The sequence below is a fragment of the Mesorhizobium sp. CAU 1732 genome, from assembly GCF_039888675.1.
In the GTDB taxonomy this organism is placed as follows: Bacteria; Pseudomonadota; Alphaproteobacteria; order Rhizobiales; family Rhizobiaceae; genus Aerobium.
Map to the genome: position 1 here is coordinate 197,389 of NZ_JBDQQR010000004.1, position 17,994 is coordinate 215,382.

General features: G+C 60.2%; 16 protein-coding genes and 2 pseudogenes. 15 read left to right on the forward strand and 3 right to left on the reverse strand.

Going from position 1 to position 17,994, the window contains the following annotated elements; translation table 11 throughout:
* Positions 1-671: 671 nt before the first annotated feature.
* The 14 genes from AAFN55_RS24725 (at position 672) to AAFN55_RS24790 (ending at position 14,383) form a co-directional block, all read left to right on the forward strand.
* Complete coding sequence (locus AAFN55_RS24725; RefSeq protein ID WP_347801661.1) at positions 672-1,034, forward strand: metalloregulator ArsR/SmtB family transcription factor; 363 nt, start codon at positions 672-674, stop codon at positions 1,032-1,034.
* Entirely contained in the window at positions 1,027-1,569 is a 543-nt protein-coding gene (locus tag AAFN55_RS24730) for an arsenate reductase ArsC (protein ID WP_347801662.1), read from the forward strand. The genes AAFN55_RS24725 and AAFN55_RS24730 overlap by 8 nt, the downstream gene beginning before the upstream one ends.
* 7 nt (positions 1,570-1,576) lie before the next feature.
* Positions 1,577-2,002, forward strand: coding sequence for an arsenate reductase (glutaredoxin) (gene arsC, locus AAFN55_RS24735; RefSeq protein ID WP_347801663.1), 426 nt, complete (start codon positions 1,577-1,579; stop codon positions 2,000-2,002).
* 37 nt (positions 2,003-2,039) lie between these two features.
* Entirely contained in the window at positions 2,040-3,128 is a 1,089-nt protein-coding gene (arsB, locus tag AAFN55_RS24740; RefSeq protein WP_347801664.1) for an ACR3 family arsenite efflux transporter, read from the forward strand.
* A gap of 2 nt (positions 3,129-3,130) precedes the next feature.
* Positions 3,131-3,841 carry an arsenical resistance protein ArsH gene (gene arsH / locus AAFN55_RS24745; RefSeq protein ID WP_347801854.1) on the forward strand — a complete coding sequence of 237 codons (711 nt, stop codon included), beginning with the start codon at positions 3,131-3,133 and terminating at the stop codon, positions 3,839-3,841.
* A complete protein-coding gene (locus AAFN55_RS24750; protein WP_347801665.1) occupies positions 3,841-5,058 on the forward strand; it encodes an MFS transporter in 1,218 nt (405 codons plus the stop codon). The genes arsH and AAFN55_RS24750 overlap by 1 nt, the downstream gene beginning before the upstream one ends.
* Before the next feature lie 253 nt (positions 5,059-5,311).
* Positions 5,312-6,181 (forward strand): LysR family transcriptional regulator, encoded by an 870-nt coding sequence (locus AAFN55_RS24755; RefSeq protein WP_347801666.1) that lies wholly within the window; start codon positions 5,312-5,314, stop codon positions 6,179-6,181.
* 225 nt (positions 6,182-6,406) lie between these two features.
* A complete protein-coding gene (locus AAFN55_RS24760; RefSeq protein WP_347801667.1) occupies positions 6,407-7,459 on the forward strand; it encodes a MaoC family dehydratase N-terminal domain-containing protein in 1,053 nt (350 codons plus the stop codon).
* Positions 7,460-7,461: 2 nt separating this feature from the next.
* On the forward strand, positions 7,462-8,499 hold the full coding sequence (locus tag AAFN55_RS24765; protein ID WP_347801668.1) for an adenosine deaminase: 1,038 nt from the start codon (positions 7,462-7,464) through the stop codon (positions 8,497-8,499).
* A gap of 30 nt (positions 8,500-8,529) precedes the next feature.
* A complete protein-coding gene (locus AAFN55_RS24770; RefSeq protein ID WP_347801669.1) occupies positions 8,530-10,722 on the forward strand; it encodes an acetate--CoA ligase family protein in 2,193 nt (730 codons plus the stop codon).
* Complete coding sequence (locus AAFN55_RS24775; RefSeq protein WP_347801670.1) at positions 10,719-11,540, forward strand: enoyl-CoA hydratase/isomerase family protein; 822 nt, start codon at positions 10,719-10,721, stop codon at positions 11,538-11,540. The genes AAFN55_RS24770 and AAFN55_RS24775 overlap by 4 nt, the downstream gene beginning before the upstream one ends.
* Positions 11,540-12,394: an ABC transporter permease gene (locus AAFN55_RS24780; protein WP_347801671.1), complete on the forward strand. Its 855-nt coding sequence runs from the start codon at positions 11,540-11,542 to the stop codon at positions 12,392-12,394. Before AAFN55_RS24775 ends, AAFN55_RS24780 begins: the two co-directional genes overlap by 1 nt.
* 33 nt (positions 12,395-12,427) lie before the next feature.
* Positions 12,428-13,510: an ABC transporter substrate-binding protein gene (locus AAFN55_RS24785; protein ID WP_347801672.1), complete on the forward strand. Its 1,083-nt coding sequence runs from the start codon at positions 12,428-12,430 to the stop codon at positions 13,508-13,510.
* Between the two features lie 63 nt (positions 13,511-13,573).
* Positions 13,574-14,383, forward strand: a complete 810-nt coding sequence (locus AAFN55_RS24790; RefSeq protein WP_347801673.1) for an ABC transporter ATP-binding protein — start codon at positions 13,574-13,576, stop codon at positions 14,381-14,383.
* 302 nt (positions 14,384-14,685) lie between these two features.
* Here AAFN55_RS24790 and AAFN55_RS24795 read toward each other — a convergent pair whose 3' ends face one another.
* From AAFN55_RS24795 to AAFN55_RS24805, 3 genes and pseudogenes are all read right to left on the reverse strand, one after another.
* Positions 14,686-14,895: a hypothetical protein gene (locus tag AAFN55_RS24795; protein ID WP_347801674.1), complete on the reverse strand. Its 210-nt coding sequence runs from the start codon at positions 14,893-14,895 to the stop codon at positions 14,686-14,688.
* 238 nt (positions 14,896-15,133) lie between these two features.
* Positions 15,134-15,492, reverse strand: a pseudogene (locus AAFN55_RS24800) (integrase); the annotation flags it as partial.
* Positions 15,493-15,494: 2 nt separating this feature from the next.
* Positions 15,495-15,818: pseudogene (locus AAFN55_RS24805) on the reverse strand (type II toxin-antitoxin system HipA family toxin); the annotation flags it as partial.
* A 195-nt stretch (positions 15,819-16,013) separates the two neighbouring features.
* On the opposite strand from AAFN55_RS24805, the gene AAFN55_RS24810 reads away from it, so the two are divergent.
* On the forward strand, positions 16,014-17,984 hold the full coding sequence (locus AAFN55_RS24810; protein ID WP_347801675.1) for an FAD/NAD(P)-binding protein: 1,971 nt from the start codon (positions 16,014-16,016) through the stop codon (positions 17,982-17,984).
* Positions 17,985-17,994 lie beyond the last annotated feature (10 nt).

The following is a 17,994-nucleotide window of genomic DNA, read 5'->3' on the forward strand; positions in this document are numbered from 1 at the left end:
TGCTCCACTCCCGCCCTGCTGCCGAAAGGTCGCGAGCCGCCTTTTGCGTTGACACGTGCGGATCGGGAACTAAAGCGCTTAAGCATGTATGACTGGGGGGGGCCGAAATGCCTATACGCTCCAGAGCCACAGGCCTCTTGGATGACGCCGACATGACGGCGCTTGAAAAGGTGCTTGCTGAATTGTCATCCGACAGCGACACGCGAGATGAAGTGGACAACCGGGCCGCTCGGCTGATTGCGCTTTTCCAGTCTGGCAATAGGGAGCCTAGTGAGTTGCTCCGGAGGATGACGTCACAGAAGTGATTCCGACGAGTTCGGAACCTTTCCACGCGCGACACGCCTCCTTGCGACGACCAAGGAGTCGATTATGCCGAGATATCATCGCGACGAACTGGCCAAGCTGGACGATATCGAGGTTCTGCTTTTGACCGCGCGCGACCGTGTGCTTCGCTTCAGAGAGCAGAACGTGCATGAGGAGCCAGCGCCATGCTCAGTGCAAGCCTGCGGCGGGCATCGGCCATGAGCGAGTAAGCGCCTTGCCGGCATGGGCTTCCAAAACGATCGCCCCGAGCGAGGCGTGATCGGGAAATTTCGTGATCAAGGGGCTGGTGTGAAAAGTCATGTCGGTGTATCCAATAACTCAACAATTCTTGAGAAGTTGAGATTTCCATGGACGAGAAACAAGCCCTTTCCGCGTTCGCGGCCCTCTCTCAGGAAACTCGGCTGCGCATCGTGCGCCTGCTGGTGACGGCTGGCCCTGAAGGGATGCCGGCAGGTGCGATCGGGGAAGCGATGGACGGTGCGTCGTCGTCGCGCATGTCCTTCCATCTGAGTCACCTTGAACAATCCGGCTTGGTCGCGTCGCGCCGCGATGGCCGCTCGATCATCTACAGTGCCGCCTATCCGGCGCTGTCCGGCCTGATTGAGTTTCTCATGCGCGACTGCTGCCAGGGGCATCCCGAAGTCTGCACCCCGGCTGTCGCCGCTCTCGCCGCCTGTTGTGTTCCCACCAAGGATAACGCTCATGCCTGACACCACCACGCCCGAACGCATCTTCAATGTCCTGTTCCTCTGCACCGGGAATTCGGCCCGCTCTATCCTGGCCGAAAGCATCCTGAACAAGGATGGCGTGGGCCGCTTCCGCGCCTACTCGGCCGGAAGCCAGCCCAAGGGAGCAATCAATCCGCTCGCCATCACGACTCTGGCGAGCTTCGACTATCTCGCCGACGGTCTGCGTTCGAAGGCATGGGACGAATTTGCGGCCCCTGATGCCCCGGTCATGGATTTCGTGTTCACCGTCTGCGACAACGCCGCCGGCGAAGCCTGTCCCGTCTGGCCGGGCCAGCCGATGACGGCACATTGGGGGATCGAAGACCCCGCCGCCGTCGAGGGCAGCGAAATCGAGCGCAAGGCGGCCTTCGTCACCGCGTTTCGCTATCTGAAGAACCGCATCGCGATCTTTACCGCGCTTCCCTTCGCCAGCCTCGACAAGTCCAGCCTTCGGACCAAGCTGGTCGAAATCGGTCAGAGCGAAGGGGCGACGTCGTCCCGCGACAGCGCGGCGTGAGGCAGCAATGGACGTCATCATCTACCACAACCCCGATTGCGGCACCTCGCGCAACACGCTCGGCCTGATCCGCAATGCTGGCCTTGAGCCGCATGTCATCGAATATCTCAAGACGCCGCCGTCCCGCACGCTGCTCGTCCAACTCATCGCGCGCATGGGCATCTCCGTGCGCGACCTCATCCGAGAGAAGGGTACCCCCTACGCAGAGCTCGGCCTGAACGATCCGAGCCTGAGCGATGAACGCTTGCTCGACGCGATGCTGGAGCATCCCATACTCATCAATCGTCCGATCGTCGTCAGCCCCGAGGGCGTGCGCCTCTGCCGCCCTTCGGAAGCCGTGCTCGACCTGCTGCCCCCGCAACGGGGCGCATTCGTGAAGGAAGATGGCGAGCGCCTCATTGACGAACACGGGCGGCGCGTCGCTTCCGCCTGACTTTCAGCCTCAGCAAGCCTGCGATCGGAGATTACTCATGGCTTCCCTCAAGCCAGCGTCCCGCCTTGGTTTCCTCGACCGCTATCTGACGGTGTGGATTTTCGCCGCGATGGCGCTTGGCGTCCTGCTTGGCACGATATTCACCGGCCTGCCGGACGCTCTCAACGCCATGTCGGTCGGCACAACCAACATACCGATCGCCATCGGCCTGATCCTGATGATGTATCCGCCGCTCGCCAAGGTTCGCTACGAAGAGCTTCACCAGGTCTTTTCCGACAAGCGGGTGCTGATCCTCTCGCTGGTGCAGAACTGGATCATCGGCCCGACGCTGATGTTTGCCCTCGCCGTGATCTTTCTGCGCGACCACCCGGAATATATGACAGGGCTGATCCTGATCGGACTCGCCCGCTGCATCGCCATGGTGCTGGTCTGGAACCAGCTCGCGCGTGGCGACAATCAGTATGTCGCCGGTCTGGTCGCCTTCAACTCGATCTTCCAGATACTGTTCTTCTCGACCTATGCGTGGTTCTTCCTCAACGTCCTGCCGCCTCTCTTCGGCCTTGAGGGCAGCGTGATCGACGTGGGCTTCTGGACCATCACGGAGGCCGTGTTGATCTATCTCGGCATTCCATTTCTCGCCGGATACCTGACGCGCCGCATCCTCGTCGCCCGCAAGGGAAATGATTGGTATGAGCACGAATTTCTGCCGCGCATCAGCCCGATAACGCTGGCCGCACTGCTTTTCACCATCGTTGCCATGTTCAGCCTCAAGGGGGCGGATGTGGTGGCGCTGCCGCTCGATGCCCTGCGCATCGCCGTTCCGCTGGCGCTTTACTTCGTCATCCAGTTCCTCATCAGCTTCGCCATGGGACGGCTGATCGAGGCGGACTATCCGCGCACCACCGCCATCGCCTTTACAGCGGCGGGCAACAATTTCGAGCTGGCCATCGCGGTCGCCATCGCGGCTTTTGGTCTCGCGTCGCCGGTCGCCTTCGCAGCCGTGATCGGCCCGCTCGTGGAAGTGCCCGCGCTGATCCTGCTCGTCCATGTCGCGCTAAGGCTGGGCGCGAGGTGGTTTCCCGAAACGAAAGCACCTGTTGCCATAGAGGCGGAGGCAAAGCCGTGACGATTGCGAACCTTCCCAATGTGGTCCGCGCTGCGCTCGACAAGCCGTCGGTCGAGCGCCTGCGAGCGACGCCTTCCAATCATCCACCGCGCATTCTGCTGCTCTACGGCTCACTGCGCGAACGCTCTTACAGCAGGCTGCTCACCCTCGAAGCCGAACGGCTGCTCAACCATTTCGGGGCGGAAACCCGCGTGTTCGACCCGCACGGGCTGCCGCTACCCGATGGTGCACCCGTCGATCATCCGAAGGTGCAGGAACTTCGGGAACTGTCGCAATGGTCAGAAGGGCAGGTTTGGACCAGCCCCGAACGCCATGGCGCCATGAGCGGAATCATCAAGGCGCAAATCGATTGGATACCGCTGGCGATCGGCGCAGTTCGCCCAACGCAAGGCCGCACCTTGGCCGTGATGCAGGTCTCCGGCGGCTCGCAAAGTTTCAACGCCGTCAATCAACTCCGCGTCCTTGGCCGCTGGATGCGGATGATCACCATCCCCAACCAGTCCTCGGTCGCCAAGGCATATCAGGAGTTCGACGAAGCGGGCCGAATGAAGCCCTCATCCTATTATGACCGGGTTGTCGATGTGATGGAGGAGATGGTGAAGTTCACGCTCCTGACCCGCGACATCGCACCTTACCTCACGGATCGCTACAGCGAGCGCAAGGAAACGGCCGATAAGCTGGAAGAGCGGATGGCGCTCAAGCGCGTCCGTTGATGACAAACCTGCCGGCGCATACGGGTTTGTCATCGGGGCCCAGAAAGTGGCCCATCATCTCCGCGCTCGGCGTCGTGCAGATATTCGCATGGGGCAGCTCCTATTACCTGTTGGCTGTTCTTGCCGCTCCGATCGCGAGCGATACGGGCTGGCCACTTTCGTGGATCGTCGGCGCGCTCTCCATCGGCCTGCTGGCAGCCGGCATCGTTTCCCCACGCGTGGGCGACGCCATCGGCCAGCATGGCGGGCGGCCCGTCCTGGCAACGGGTTGCCTGCTGCTCGCTGCCGGTCTCGTCATCCTTGCGGCCGCGACAACCCTATGGGTGTTCGTTGTCGGATGGATCGTGCTCGGTATCGGAATGGGCGCCGGCCTCTACGACGCGGCTTTCGCCACGCTCGGCGGCTATTATGGCCGTTCCGCCCGATCCGCCATCACGACCCTGACCCTGTGGGGCGGCTTCGCAAGCACGGTCTGCTGGCCGCTATCGGCCTTGTTTCTGGAGTGTTTGGGATGGCGTGGGGCCTGCCTGGCCTATGCCGGCATCCATCTCACGATCTGTCTGCCGCTCGTGCTGCTGGTCCTTCCGCGCAACGGCAAGCCCAGGCCCATCAGCGGGAAAGGCGAGACACCGCGCATCGAACTGGGCGGTCCTGAGCGCCGGGCCTATCTGATCATGATGGCAATCGTGGTGGTGGCTGGACTGGGCATGACCATCATATCTGTGCATCTGTTGACCCTGTTGCAGCAACACGGGCTGTCGCTGGCCGAAGCCGTGGCACTCGGCGCGCTGATCGGCCCCGCGCAGGTCGCCGGCCGGATTGGTGAAATGGCGAGTGGAGGGAGGCATCATCCGTTCTGGACGCTCGCGGCCGCTTCCGTTCTGAGCGCGGCGGGGATGATAATGCTCGCGGCGGGCTTTCCCATCATCGGCCTGTCGCTCATCCTCTACGGAGCCGGCAACGGCATCTTCTCGATCGCCAAGGGCGCTCTTCCGCTCGCCCTGTTCGGCCCCTCCCGCTATGCGCCGATCTTGGGACGGCTCGCCCGGCCCAGTCTCGTCGCCCAGGCTATCGGCCCGACAGTGGGCGCGATCCTGCTTTCGGTTGCGGGCACCGATCAGACCCTTGTGGCGTTGGCTGCTCTCACAGTCGCCAACCTGGCACTCGTCATACTGCTTTGGGGGGCGGTCAAAGGAAACTCAATTGCGCAGGAATGAAGGCCATCTCGCTCCATGGGGACGAGGACAGTCGCTTCAAGCCATGAACGCCAATGAGGACGGCTAATAGCGACGATGGCAATAGGGGGCAGACCAGATTGAAACCACCTTCTCGCCAATACGCCGTGCTTTACGATACAGCCAAACGGATCGTATCGCTTCCTGTAGGCCCAGCTTGAAGAATGGTTATGATCGGAGACCATGAGTTTTAAGGAGCATCGTCATTCCGATCTTTTCACGTTTTGCGCGGTACGTGGACGCAGTGGCCAAGCGCGGGTCCATACGCAGTGCTGCCGAATGGCTGCGGATTGCGCCTTCGGCTGTAGATCGTCAGATACTTCTTGCGGAAAAAGAATTGGGCGTTGCGCTGTTCGACCGCGTTCCCCAAGGGCTGAGGTTGACTTCCGCCGGCGAGCATCTCGTATACAGCCTGCGTCGATGGCAGCGTGAGTTCGACACCCTTCGTGTCGAGATCGATAACATTCAGGGCCTCCAGAGCGGCAAGATCACCCTGGCGGTTGCGGAAGCGATGGGCAACGACCTGATGGCCGCGTTGCTGCAGGAATTCCACCAGCTCTATCCCAAGGTGACGATAACGATCCACGTCGTCGGAGCTGGAGGGGTGCGCGAGATGGTGCTGAGCGGACATGCCGACCTTGGCCTTACCTACATGCCTACCGCCTACCGGGTTATGCGCGTCGAACATTCAATCGCGCTCACGCCCGGCCTTGTGGTGTTGGCCACCCACGAACTCGCGTCGCGGAGCGAGATACGGTTGAGGGATTGTCGGGAACTGCCGCTTATACTTCCGGATGAGACCTTGCGTATCAGGGGCAGCCTCGATGCCGCACTGGCCGCGAACGGCGTCACGCTTCAGGCTATAGCTACCTCCAACAACTTCGGACTCATGAAGGCGATGGTTGCCAGCGGACTTGGTGCAGCCGTTCTGACCCGTGCGGAGGTGCTGTCGGAAATTCGGTCCGGGGTGATGCGATTTATCCCGTTTTCCGACTCTGAACTCGTGAAGCTCTCCCTATCCCTGGTGACACCGTCGCACCCGTCGTCCGCAACGCTGAAGCTCTCCAGAGCCATTGTGGTGGCGATGGACGAGATGGCTGGGTAGGACGTTCTAAAAAAAAGCACGGGCTTAGCGAAATTTGGATATGGAAATGCCGGTTTAGCGCGTCTTATCGTGCACCCATAAGAACCGGGAACCAAAAAACAGGCCGATACCAATGAGCGCTCCATAGAAGGGCGTGTGGATATCGGAGACCAATGGCAGGAAATCCCATCGAAGCTGATTTAACGCAACGCCATTAGTGGCGCGGCGAACGGAGAAGTATGTCTCGTGCCAGAAACGACGCTCGACCTATCAGAATTCATGACATACGTCGGCAGGGACGTGCCCCAGCCCGAACAGTTCAATTATGACGTCACGCGCGACGCTATCCGTCATTTTGCCTATGCAGTTCCCGACACCAATGCTGTCTACCTTGACGAGGAATTTGGACGAACAACCCGCTGGGGAACCATCATCGCTCCGCCGGGCTACCTTTATGCCCACGGCTCACCAGCCTGGCTGGGTAAGTATCCCGGTATTCGAGACAAGAATGGCAAGGAGCTCTCCAACGCAGACAATGCCACGGAGGAATGGGAATTCTATAAGCCGGTTCGTCCCGGGGACGTGATTTTGTCTCATGGCACGATCGAAAACGCCGTGGTGAAGCACTCGCGCAAGCTTGGAGAGTGTGTGCTCATCAAGGAGGGCATGCGTTTCACCAACCAACGCGGAGAGCTCGTTGCCAAGCTGTCATCCTACAGCTTTCGCTTCGATGGGGCGGCAACTTCGGCGAAGGGAGGAGTCGGCCAATCCTACCCTCCATTGGAGAAAGACCAGTTTACCCGCAACGTCGCCACGCCTCCGCTTTTGCCGGGGACCCAGCCCACTCCCGAGCGTCGCTACGACACGCCGCGCTTCTTCGAAGACGTCAGTGTGGGTGATGAACTGGACACCTGGGAATACGGTCCGATCATGGCGTTCGACATCGGGCGCTTCAATGCGACGACCATCGGAACCGGTTATGACCGGATCGGTCGAACCGGTCACATTCCTGATGGGTTTGCTCCCGGGGTTCTGCGGATCCAGTGGTTTGGCGCGCTTCTGTCGCGCTGGGGCGGTCCAGGCAGCTGGGTGACAAGGATTTCACAGCGCAATGAAGAATGGGTGCTCGTCGGCTTCAAGATCATCTGCGGCGGGACGGTAACGGCAAAGCGCGAAGTCGAAGGCCGGCGGCTTGTCGATGTTGATATCTGGTGCCGAAGCGAACTCGGCTTTCAGACCAACAGCGGCACGGCACAGATCGAGCTTGAAAGCCGCGAGAGCGTGACAAGGAGCCGGTAGGTATGACGGGTCAGTCTCTCATTCAAAAGCTGCCGAAGACCGAGCTTCACCTTCACGTCGAAGGGTCGATCGAACCGCAACAGGTGATCGAGTTCGCGCGCCGCAATCAGGTGGATTTTCCATATGCCACGGTGGAAGAGCTGATTGCGATCTATGAGTTCGAAAATCTTGCCGGGTTCGGGCAGGTCTACAGGACCAATTCGACTGTCCTGCTGACGCGACAGGATTTCTATGAACTGACGGTCGCCTACATGCGCCGGGTGCGCCTGGACAATGTGCGTCACGTCGAGATCGCGTTTGCGCCGCAAGGTGCTTCGTCGCGTGGTGTGTCGCCCGAGATGGCGCTGGAGGCGGTGTTGGATGGTTTCGAAGCCACCGCTGCCGAGCTCGGGATGACCGGCGGGATAATCGTCGGCTGCCAGCGCAATCGCGGCCTCGACGACGGTCTGAAAATGTTGGAGCAGGTTCGCCCGTACCGAGACCGGATCATGGCCTTGGGGCTCGCGAGCATGGAAGTCGGGTATCCGCCGCGGCTGTTCGAGCGCCTGTTCAACGAAGCGCGGGAATGGGGCTGGAAGACAGTGGCTCACGCCGGCGAGGAGGGACCGCCGGAATACATCTGGGAAGCGCTGGACATCCTCAAAGTAGACCGCATCGATCATGGCGTTCGCTGCGACGAAGATCCACGACTGATGGCCCGCTTGGCGGAAGAACAGGTCCCGCTGACCGTCTGTCCACTGTCGAACGTCTACCTCAAGGTGTTTCCGTCGATCGATAAACACAACATTGCGCGGCTGTTACGCGCAGGCCTCCTGGTGACGATCAATTCCGATGATCCTCCCTACTTTGGCGGCTATGTGAACGAGAACTTCGCGCAGTGTCAGACGGCTCTCGGTCTGACCGACGAAGAGATCGTCCAACTGGCACGAAACAGCTTCATCGGCTCGTTCCTCGATGAGGATGCCAGGCAAGGGTATCTCGCGGAAATCGAGGCCGTTGTGGCCGCTGAACTCAACCCGATTGCTGAAATGAACGCCTGAACGCTCGTGAGCGTTGGCAGGAGAAATACATTGAACGCACCTATCAGACACGACGGGGCAATAGCTGCTCACCTCTCCGACGCGGGTTGGAAGGCTTTATCGAAGCCGAATTCGATAGCGCTTGTCGGCGCCAGCGGACGGGCCAGCAGCGTAAGCTTCACCTCGCGCTTTTTGCAGACCAACCAGGACCTTGGATATGAAGGGGAGATCTATCTGATCAATCCCAACAGGCAGGAAATCCTGGGCCGCAAATGCTGGCCTGACCTCGCTTCGCTGCCGACTGTTCCTGACGTCGTCATCATCAATCTGCCGGACGAAAAGGTTCTCCCCGCCGTACATGAAGCGATCGCGAAAGGGTCCAAGGCCCTCATGATCCACTCCGGTGGATTTGGTGAACGCGGTGAAGCCGGGCTTATGCGCGAGGCGGAACTCAAGGACGCTTGCGCACGTGCGCAGGTGGCGGCTTTGGGGCCGAATTGCCTTGGCATGATGAACCTCAACACGAGAGTATCGCTGTCGAGCTTCAGGGCGTCTGCAGACCACAAGGCCGGGCCGATTGCGCTTATCAGCCAGAGCGGGTCCGTTGCGAGCATTCTCATGCACGTCGCTGCACGTCACGGAATTTCATTCGTGGCCAGCACCGGAAACGAGGCTGTCACCTCGACAGAGGATTTGATCGAGCGGGCCGTGGATGATCCCGAGACGCGGTTGATCGTGTGTTTCGTGGAGGCACTGCGCCAACCACGCCGCTTATTCGGATTGGCGGAACGTGCGCGCATCGCAGGCAAGGCAATCGTGGTGCTCAAAGCAGGCCTCACCGAAAAGGGCGGGGAAGTATCCCGCGGCCACACAGGCGCTTTGGCGGGGTCGGGCGCTGTCTACCGACAGGCATTCGAGCAGGCCGGTGTCGTGTTGGTCGAAGATTTTGACGAGCTTGCCCAGACGGTGGAACTGCTTATGGCATTTCAGGATTTGCCGAGCGGTGCACGCGTGGGCATGCTTGGAACGTCCGGCGGCGAACTCGGAAACATCACCGACATGTGCGAGACGTTGGAAATCGAGCTTCCAGAGCTCGCCCCGGACACAATCGTCGCCCTGCAGAAATGGCTTGTTCTGCCCGAAGATGTCGAGCCGAGAAATCCGGTCGATGCAGGCACGGGATTCAATTTTTCCGGGACCTATGAAGATCGCATGCGCGGCGCAATCCGCGCCGTTGCATCCGATCCGTCCATTGACATCGTGGTGGTGGTCCAGGGCTTCCACAAGGAAGGTGAGGACCTGCGTCTTTCGCTCAACCGCGAGATCATGGGTGCTGCTGCCAAGGAAGCGTTGTCTGGAACGAAACCAGTGGTGGCAATCGCGTGTCAGTCGGGACGGTTCGATGACGGGGTCATGGCCGAAATTCGGGCGGCTGGCGTGCCGGCTCTTCAGGGCGCACGTGAAGGATTGAGAGCACTGTCGCATCTGTCAAAGCTGCGGGTCGCTCGCGCTCGTCCCGTTCTGGAACCGCGTGCTGCTGAGTTGTCAGTCACTGTCCCAGCCCATTGGGACAACGGGCTCGTTTCGCAAGGAGCTTTGTTTTCATTGCTCTCCGATGCAGGGCTCCGTGTTACCAGGAACGCGACCGCGAGATCGCCCGAAGAGGCTGCCGGGATTGCCGCGAAGCTTGGCGGTTCGGTCGTGATGAAGATCGACACGCCGCGCGTGATTCACAAGAGCGATATCGGCGGTGTTGCGCTGGATGTTACGGCACAGACCGCAAGCGAAGTCTTTCAAAGGCTGGAAACATCGGTCAGTCCCAAGATCGGGTCGGTTGAAGGTGAGGGCGTTTTCGTTGCCGATCAGCTGAAAGCCGGGATCGAATTCTACGTGGGTGCAAAACAGGACGCGACATTTGGTGCTGTCGTCGTTGTCGGTATCGGTGGACGGTTGCTTGAAATCATGGGGCAGACCGCGTTGCTCGTGGCGCCGTTTGACCGTGCCGCGGCAAGAGATGCGATCCGCAGGAGCGGGGCGGAGAAATTTCTCCGCGGGTATCGTGGCGGGCCGGTGGCAGACCTGGATGCGTTGAGCGATCTGATCTGCAAGGTGGGTCAGATAGCCATCGCCCTGGGCGACACGTTTGAAGTGCTCGACCTCAACCCGGTGATCATTACCCATGAGATCCCTGGCGGATGCATCGCGGATGCTCGCCTGATCCTTCAGAAAGGAAGCAAGACATGACCGACTATTCGCTCATCTCCTTTGAGGTGGAGGCGGAGGTGGCGCATCTCACCCTGCGCCGGCCCAAGAAACTGAATGCAATAACCGATCAGATGAATATCGAGTTGTTCGATGCGTTGAACCGGATCTCCGAGACGCCGGCGATAAAGATCGTGGTCATAACCGGTGAAGGCCGGGCGTTTTCGGCCGGGTACGATGTCGGCGAAGGCGAAGACATGCCGGCGCGCACGCCGGCATACTGGCGACACCACTTTCATCTCGCGTTCCGCACATTGCGCCGCATCTGGTCGCTTCCGCAGCCGGTAATCGCGAAAGTGAATGGAGCATGCCTTGGCGGAGGTATGGCGTTGGCGATGGCGAGCGACCTCGTTTACGCTTCCGAGGGCGCGTTCTTCGGTGATCCCGAGATCAAGTTCGGCGGCGGCGGCAACATGTTTCCGGTGCTGCAGTGGATCATCGGCATGAAGAAGCTCAACGAGCTCGTCCTGACCGGCCGTAACGTCCAAGCTCCCGAGGCCCTATCGCTCGGGATGATCAATGAAATGCTTTCAGCAGACCAGCTTGACGCGCGTGTGGCCCAGATCACACGCCATATGTGCCTGCTTCCAGATGGCACACTGGTGAAGAACAAGGCCAGTGCACACCGTTGGTATGAAGAGATGGGCATCGGCCCGACGATACGCTCCAACGAGGATGCATCGGTGCTGGGCCTGAGCACCGGTGGCGAAACGGAATTCACCCGCATCTCAAAGGCGGATGGCGTATCCGCTGCGCTTCGTTGGCAAAAATCACGCTTCCAGGACGTCGGAGCATTCTGATGAGCGAGGCACAAACGGATACACGCCCTCCTGGTCAGATCTCGGTCACCCGAAGTGAGAACCTGTTTTCGTCGAAGTACGCACGCGAAATCGGACGCTTCCTCGCCTGGTTTGCCAGCGCAGTCATGTTGGTATGGTTCTGGCAGTGGTACGTCACGCGGTTCAACGTTTCGTCGGCTGTTTTCCCCGCGCCCTTCGCTGTGTGGGATTCGCTTTATGTGAACCTGGCCGACGGGACGTTTCTGCGTGACCTCAAGGTTACGATGACGGAGGTTTTGATCGGCTTTTTCGGCGGCAGTTCCGTAGGCTTTTTGCTGGCGTTGCTGATTTCGGAGTTCCGCCACGTCAGAACCATTCTGTATCCGTACGTGATTGCCTTTCAGGGCGTGCCGAAGACGGCGCTGGCTCCCATGTTTCTGATCTGGTTCGGCTTCGGCATCGAGTCGAAAGTGGCGCTGGTGATTTCCACCGTCTTCTTTCCCGTTCTGATCAACACTCTTTCGGGACTGGAGCGCACCGATCCGGATCAGCTGGACATGCTGCGCGCCTATTGCGGACGGCGCTGGCGGGTGTTCCTGCGCGTAAAGTTGCCAAGCGCAATGCCGCCGCTGTTCGCCGGGCTGGAACTGGCGATCGTCCTGGCGATCGTCGTCGCGGTTGTCTCCGAATTCCTCGGGTCTGTCGGAGGGCTTGGCTATCGGATTCTGACCTTCAACACGAACCTGGATATGGCCGGGCAATTTGCTGCGCTGATCCTGCTTTCGCTTACCGGTTTCCTTTTGCATGCCATCGTGAAGGGCATCGGGGATCGCGTTGTTTTCTGGGGGCGGGCCAAAGAAGGCAGCACCATCTGATCCACCGTCAAAATTCAAAAAAAGGGGAATTTCATGAAACGCGTATGGACGAAGTTTGTTGGCGGCACCGTCGCCACGGCACTCCTCTTCGCATTTGGCACAGTTGCGAGCGCCCAGGAGCTCAAAAAAGTCACCTACGCGGTAGCGACCGCGGACCTTAACGTCGGATACCCGTTTGCCACGCTGGCCAAACATCTCGGGTACTTCGAGGAAGAAGGGTTGGATGTCGAGATCGTGCCCGGCCAGTCTTCAGCGGCTACCGCACAGTTGCTGCTGACGGGGCGCGCTAATGTCGGAGTGGCGCAGCCGGATCCGATCATGATCCAGCGAGCCAACGCGAACATCCCTCTCGTCTCATTTTATCCGGTGAGCCGTCGTGGGACGAACGTATTCATCGTGAAGCCGGATTCGCCGATTCAGGAATTGGCCGACATCAAAGGCAAGACGGTCGGTGTGGGCGATCTCGGCAGTGGCTCCGTGAACTACTTGCGTGCTCGGCTCGCGAGGATCGGGCTTTCTGTGAACGACGTCAATCTTCTAGCGACGGGCTACGGTACCCCTGGTTATGAGGCTCTCAAGAATGACGTCGTCGACATGGCGATGAGCTTTACCGGCGGCGTCGCCCGCATGACAGTCGCAGGATATCCGGTTCGGGTCCTGCCGCGGCCGGAAGCGGAAGAGGATCAGTATAGCTATAACCTCTTCGCAACTGAGGAATACATTGCCGCCAATCCGGACGTCATCAAGGGTATCGGGCGCGCGACGGCCAAGGCTGGCATCTTTCTGAAGCACAATCCCGAGGCTGCGGTCCGGGCATTTTGGGCCTATTCGCCGGATCGTGCTCCGAAAGATCTGAATGATGCGGCGGCGATGGAGCGTGACCTCGCGATCCTCGAAGCACAAAGGCGCGACATGGCCGTCGACAAGTTGCCTGACGACTTTGCGTGGGGAAGCCATGACGTTGCCGTCCTCGACAAGATCCAGAAATACCTGATCGAGGTCGAGCAGATCAAGGAAGCCAAGGATCCGTCGGTCTATTTCACGAATGAATTTGCAGCCGACTACGTGGACTTCGATATCGAGGCGATCGCCTCACAGGCAAAAGCCGCCAAGTGATGATCGATGCGGAGGAGCGGCTCGACAACAGCCGCTCCATCCTGCAATCGTTGGAGAAGAGCGATGAAAATTCAGTCTGACGCCGTTTCCTTCCAGAGCACCGGACGTACGTTTCGCACACGCGAGGGCGCGCTTCTGACTGCGCTTGAAACAGTCAATTTCGAGGTGGGCGCGGGTGAATTCGTGTCGTTGCTCGGCCCCAGCGGATGCGGCAAAACCACACTTTTGCGAATGGCGGCCGGGTTGCTCGAGCCGAGTTGGGGCAAAGTGGTCGTCGGCGGTCGTCCAGTCACCGCGCCCAGACCAGACTTTGGCGTGGTCTTTCAGCAGCCATTGCTTCTGCCCTGGCTCACCGTGTTCAAGAATGTGCTTTTGCCTGTTGATGTGCAGGGACGGAAAGTCAGCGACTATCACCAGCGCGCACTCGAACTTGTCGAGATGGTAGGCCTCAAAGGGTTTGAAAAACGGCTTCCTTCAGAATTGTCTGGCGGTATGCAGCAGCGCGTCGCGCTTGCTCGTGGCCTGATTCACGATCCTAAACTTTTGCTGATGGATGAGCCGTTCGCCGCGCTCGATGCGATGACGCGCGAAAACATGAACATTGAGCTGCAACGCATCTGGGCAGCCAATCGCAAGACCGTTCTGTTCGTGACGCACGGCATTCCTGAAGCCGTCTTCCTGAGCGATCGCGTCGTCGTCATGAGCGCAAGGCCGGGGAGGATCGTCAAGATCGTCGACATCCCGTTCCCGCGATTGCGTGAGCCCAGCCTGCTTGGAACGGCGGAGTTTGCCGAAGTCGTGGCCGAGATACGCGCGGTGTTTGACGAGGCTCATGCCCCTAATGCCCCTCATGCCTCACAGGCCGCTGCATAGCGTTTTCGGCGAGGTTTGCGTTGCGGAGAAAAATGGAAGGGCAGCGGATATCAGCGTGCGCTGCCCTTTTTCCTATGTTGCGTGAACACAGCACTTCACTCTCGTCTGGTTGATCCGAGAATTCTTGTTGTGACCAATGGCGGAAGCCTGCGGCATCATAGGTCAGAATGCCTCCACGAAGTAGACGAGGCTGAAGCGATGATATAGATGAAAACACCACTTACCGCAGAGGACACGATACGGGCATGGGGGGTGCTATCGCCACGCGCGACATTTAAGCCGTCATGGCCTGTTACCAGGGCTCATTCGTCGCCTGCGAGACCGTCGAATGCCTCAATCAGCGCATCGACGATCGCTTGGCCAAGCGCCCGTGCCGCCTCACCGATTTGGACTTCGTTTCCGTTGCGGGCCGCAGTGGCAAGTTGGGAACCCTGATCCGTCAGGATCGCATTCGACCTGTCGATTGCCCATTGCGCAAAATCGTTCCGGCTGTCGATAATTCTGGTTTCCATGGCTGCGCTCCCCGCGTTTAGGATTTGTTTGGCGAGTTCGGGCCAGGGTCAAGGGGGCGCGATGGATATTGTGTTCGCGCCGCAAACACCCCCTACATCCTTGGAGCATCGAGCCTCGCTGGGCAAGCAGCCGTCCACTTCGTGTAGACGGGAATCCTCCGTCAAGCAAACTCCCACTGCTACGCACTGAACAAAGGCAGGGGGGAGGGCTTTGGGCGCCGCAACAACCTCGTCCGCCTTGGCGGGTCATCTCGGCCGAGGCGTGGCCGAGCTGCTTTTGCACGTAGCGCTCGTCGACTTCCGCCGAGGATGCAAGGCCGGCCCGCAGCGATTGTCCGGCAAACCTGCCGCCGCGCTCGCCCTCGGCCAGATCGCCGCGAACGCCGGCCGCGAGCGCCGTGCGCTTGACGAGGCGGGCGACTCCCGGTCGTTCAGCCGCTCCGCGCCCGGTTTTTTGTCCTGTCCGGTCACCCTGCGGAACAGCAGTCCATGTCCGATGCGGCCAAGGGTCATCCAGGCCTCGACCGCGACGACCGGGCAGGTCGCGTCGGAGGAGCCGCGCCCGATCTCGACCTCGCGCCACCCGGTCTTGCCGCGACCGCGTCTCCGCTGGCGATCAGCGTATCCCGCGCGGCGCGATAAGCATCTTGCAGCGGGCCGTGGCCTTTGAGGCTTTCAACGGCATAGGTGTTAAGAAATTGGCGTCCGGCAAACAGCTTTCGGTCGACAGCGCTAAGCTCTGCTACACCGCACACGGCCTGCCAATTTTTCGCGATTGTCGCGATCTGGTTTTCGATCAGCGCAACTGCTTCGGCCTCTTTGAGGTGGTAATCTGGCGCTGCCGCGAGGCACGCTGCGATCGTGCTGGCACGAGTGTCACCCTTGATCAGCATTGCCTGTGTGGCTTCACCGCCGGTGCGGCCGCCTGATCCACCTTTTCCGGTCGGTCGCCGCAACAAATAGCTGAGCTTTGAGGGGCGGCGGCTGATTTGGAATAATGCCGGCAAAATGCGGCGGACTGCCGCAGGCTATGGCAAACAGGGGCCTCATCTTGGAATAATCGATCGTTTCCCTTTGGTAACATGCACGGCGCATCTGCAGCCAAAAGGGGAATCATCATGAATCGTGAGGATAAGGATCTGGGGATGGCCACGACCATCACCCGGCGAAATTTCATTCAGGGCGTCGCCGTTGCCGCGGCGTCGTCGTCGATGCTGGCGTCCGGTGGATCCGCCCACGCGTCGGCTTCGTCTCCCGCGACCGGTGAGACCTATCCGCCGATGCGGACCGGGATGCGTGGCATGCATCCCGGCTCGTTCGAGGCGGCGCACGACCTTCGCGACGGCGCGACGTTCGGTGCGCCCGAGAACACGGATGAACTTTACGATCTGGTCGTTGTCGGTGGCGGGCTCAGCGGCCTGGCGTCCGCCCACTTCTTTCGCAAGCGGTTCGGGAACGACGCCAAGATCCTCATCATCGATAATCATGACGATTTCGGCGGGCACGCGAAGCGAAACGAATTCGAACATGAGGGCAAGATTCTCATGGCGAACGGAGGGTCGTCCTACCTCGTCGGCCCGTCCTATTGGACCAACGAGGCGAAAACCGTCCTGTCGGATCTCGGGATCGCCAAGGGTCACGAGGCTGACCGGGTCGACCGCGACCTCTATAAAGGCCTGGGGATGGCCCCCTCGACGTTCTTCCGTGGCGACGTTTATGGCGAGGACCGCCTTGTAGCAGGCGGGACGCCGCAGAATCCGACAGAGGAATTTCTCGCCAGAACCCCGTTCCCGGATCAGGTCGGGCAGGATTTGATGCGCCTGATCCACGGTTCGGTCGACTACCTTCCGGGCATGTCGACGGATGAGAAGATCGCCAAGCTGCGGTCGATCAGCTACCGGGATTACCTTCTGGACGTCGCGAAGGTTCATCCCGATGTCGTGCCGATCATCGGCGGTGTCTGGTGCCTGGGGCCGGATATGGGGAGCGCCTGGTTCGCATTCTTCCGCCGCCGTCCGGGATTTGACGGGCTCGGGCTGGAACGTCCGTGGGGCTCGCCGGAGGCTGAAGAGATCACGTCGGACGATTACAGCCTTCCGGCAGGAAACAGCGACGTTGCCAGACTGCTGGTGCGGGCTCTCATTCCTGAGGCTTTGCCGGAGGGCGGTCCAACCGACGTGCAGACGCAGCGCGTCGATTACCGGACGCTGGATCGCGATGGTGCGAAGGTAAGGATCAGGCTCAGCAGCATCGTCGTGAAGGTCGAGCCGTCAGGGAAGGACCGCGCCATTTTCCGTCCCGACGACGGCGAGATAGGGGTCACCTACATCAATGACGGGAAGCTGAAGCGCGTGCGCGGCAACAATGTCGTTCTCGCATGTATGAACAACGTCATCCCCCACATCCTTCCCGAGCTCCCGCAGCCACAGAAGGACGCGCTCCACCAGGCGGTCCGCGCCGCCAACCAGATGACGAACGTGTTGTTCCGCAACTGGGAGCCGTTCGAGCAACTGAAAACCAACAGCGTCACCTTCCCAAGCACTTTCTACGGACGCATGGCGTTGACGAGTCCACGCTATTTTGGCGACCTGACGCCTTCCACAGACCCGTCGCAGCCCATCGTCGTCTCGTTTAACACGGGCATCAATTCAGGCATCGCCTCCAACCCGTTCATGGTCGAGGGATTGCTCGGCGAGGGCGTCCCTCCGCCAGGCACCCATATGGACGACCAGTTCAGAATGATCCGTTTCGGTCTTCTCGACGCACCGTTCGAAACGTTCGAGCGTCACGTTCGCGAGCAATCCGTCGCTGCATTGTCCGGCACGTCGTTCGACCCGGCTCGCGACATCCTCGCAATCACCGTCAATAGATGGCCGCACGGTTTCACTACCGGCCGGAATACGCTGTTCGCCCAGGACCGGGAAGCGGAGGAATCGCCGACCATCCTGGCGCGACGGCCCTTCGGACGTATCACCATCGCCAATGCGGATGCGGGGGGTGTCAGCACCGCCGGAACCGCGATTGACCAGGCTTTTCGGGCCATACGCGAGCTCGAACAGAGCAGCTTCGGATTCTACGAGCAAATCTGAGGCATCCGCT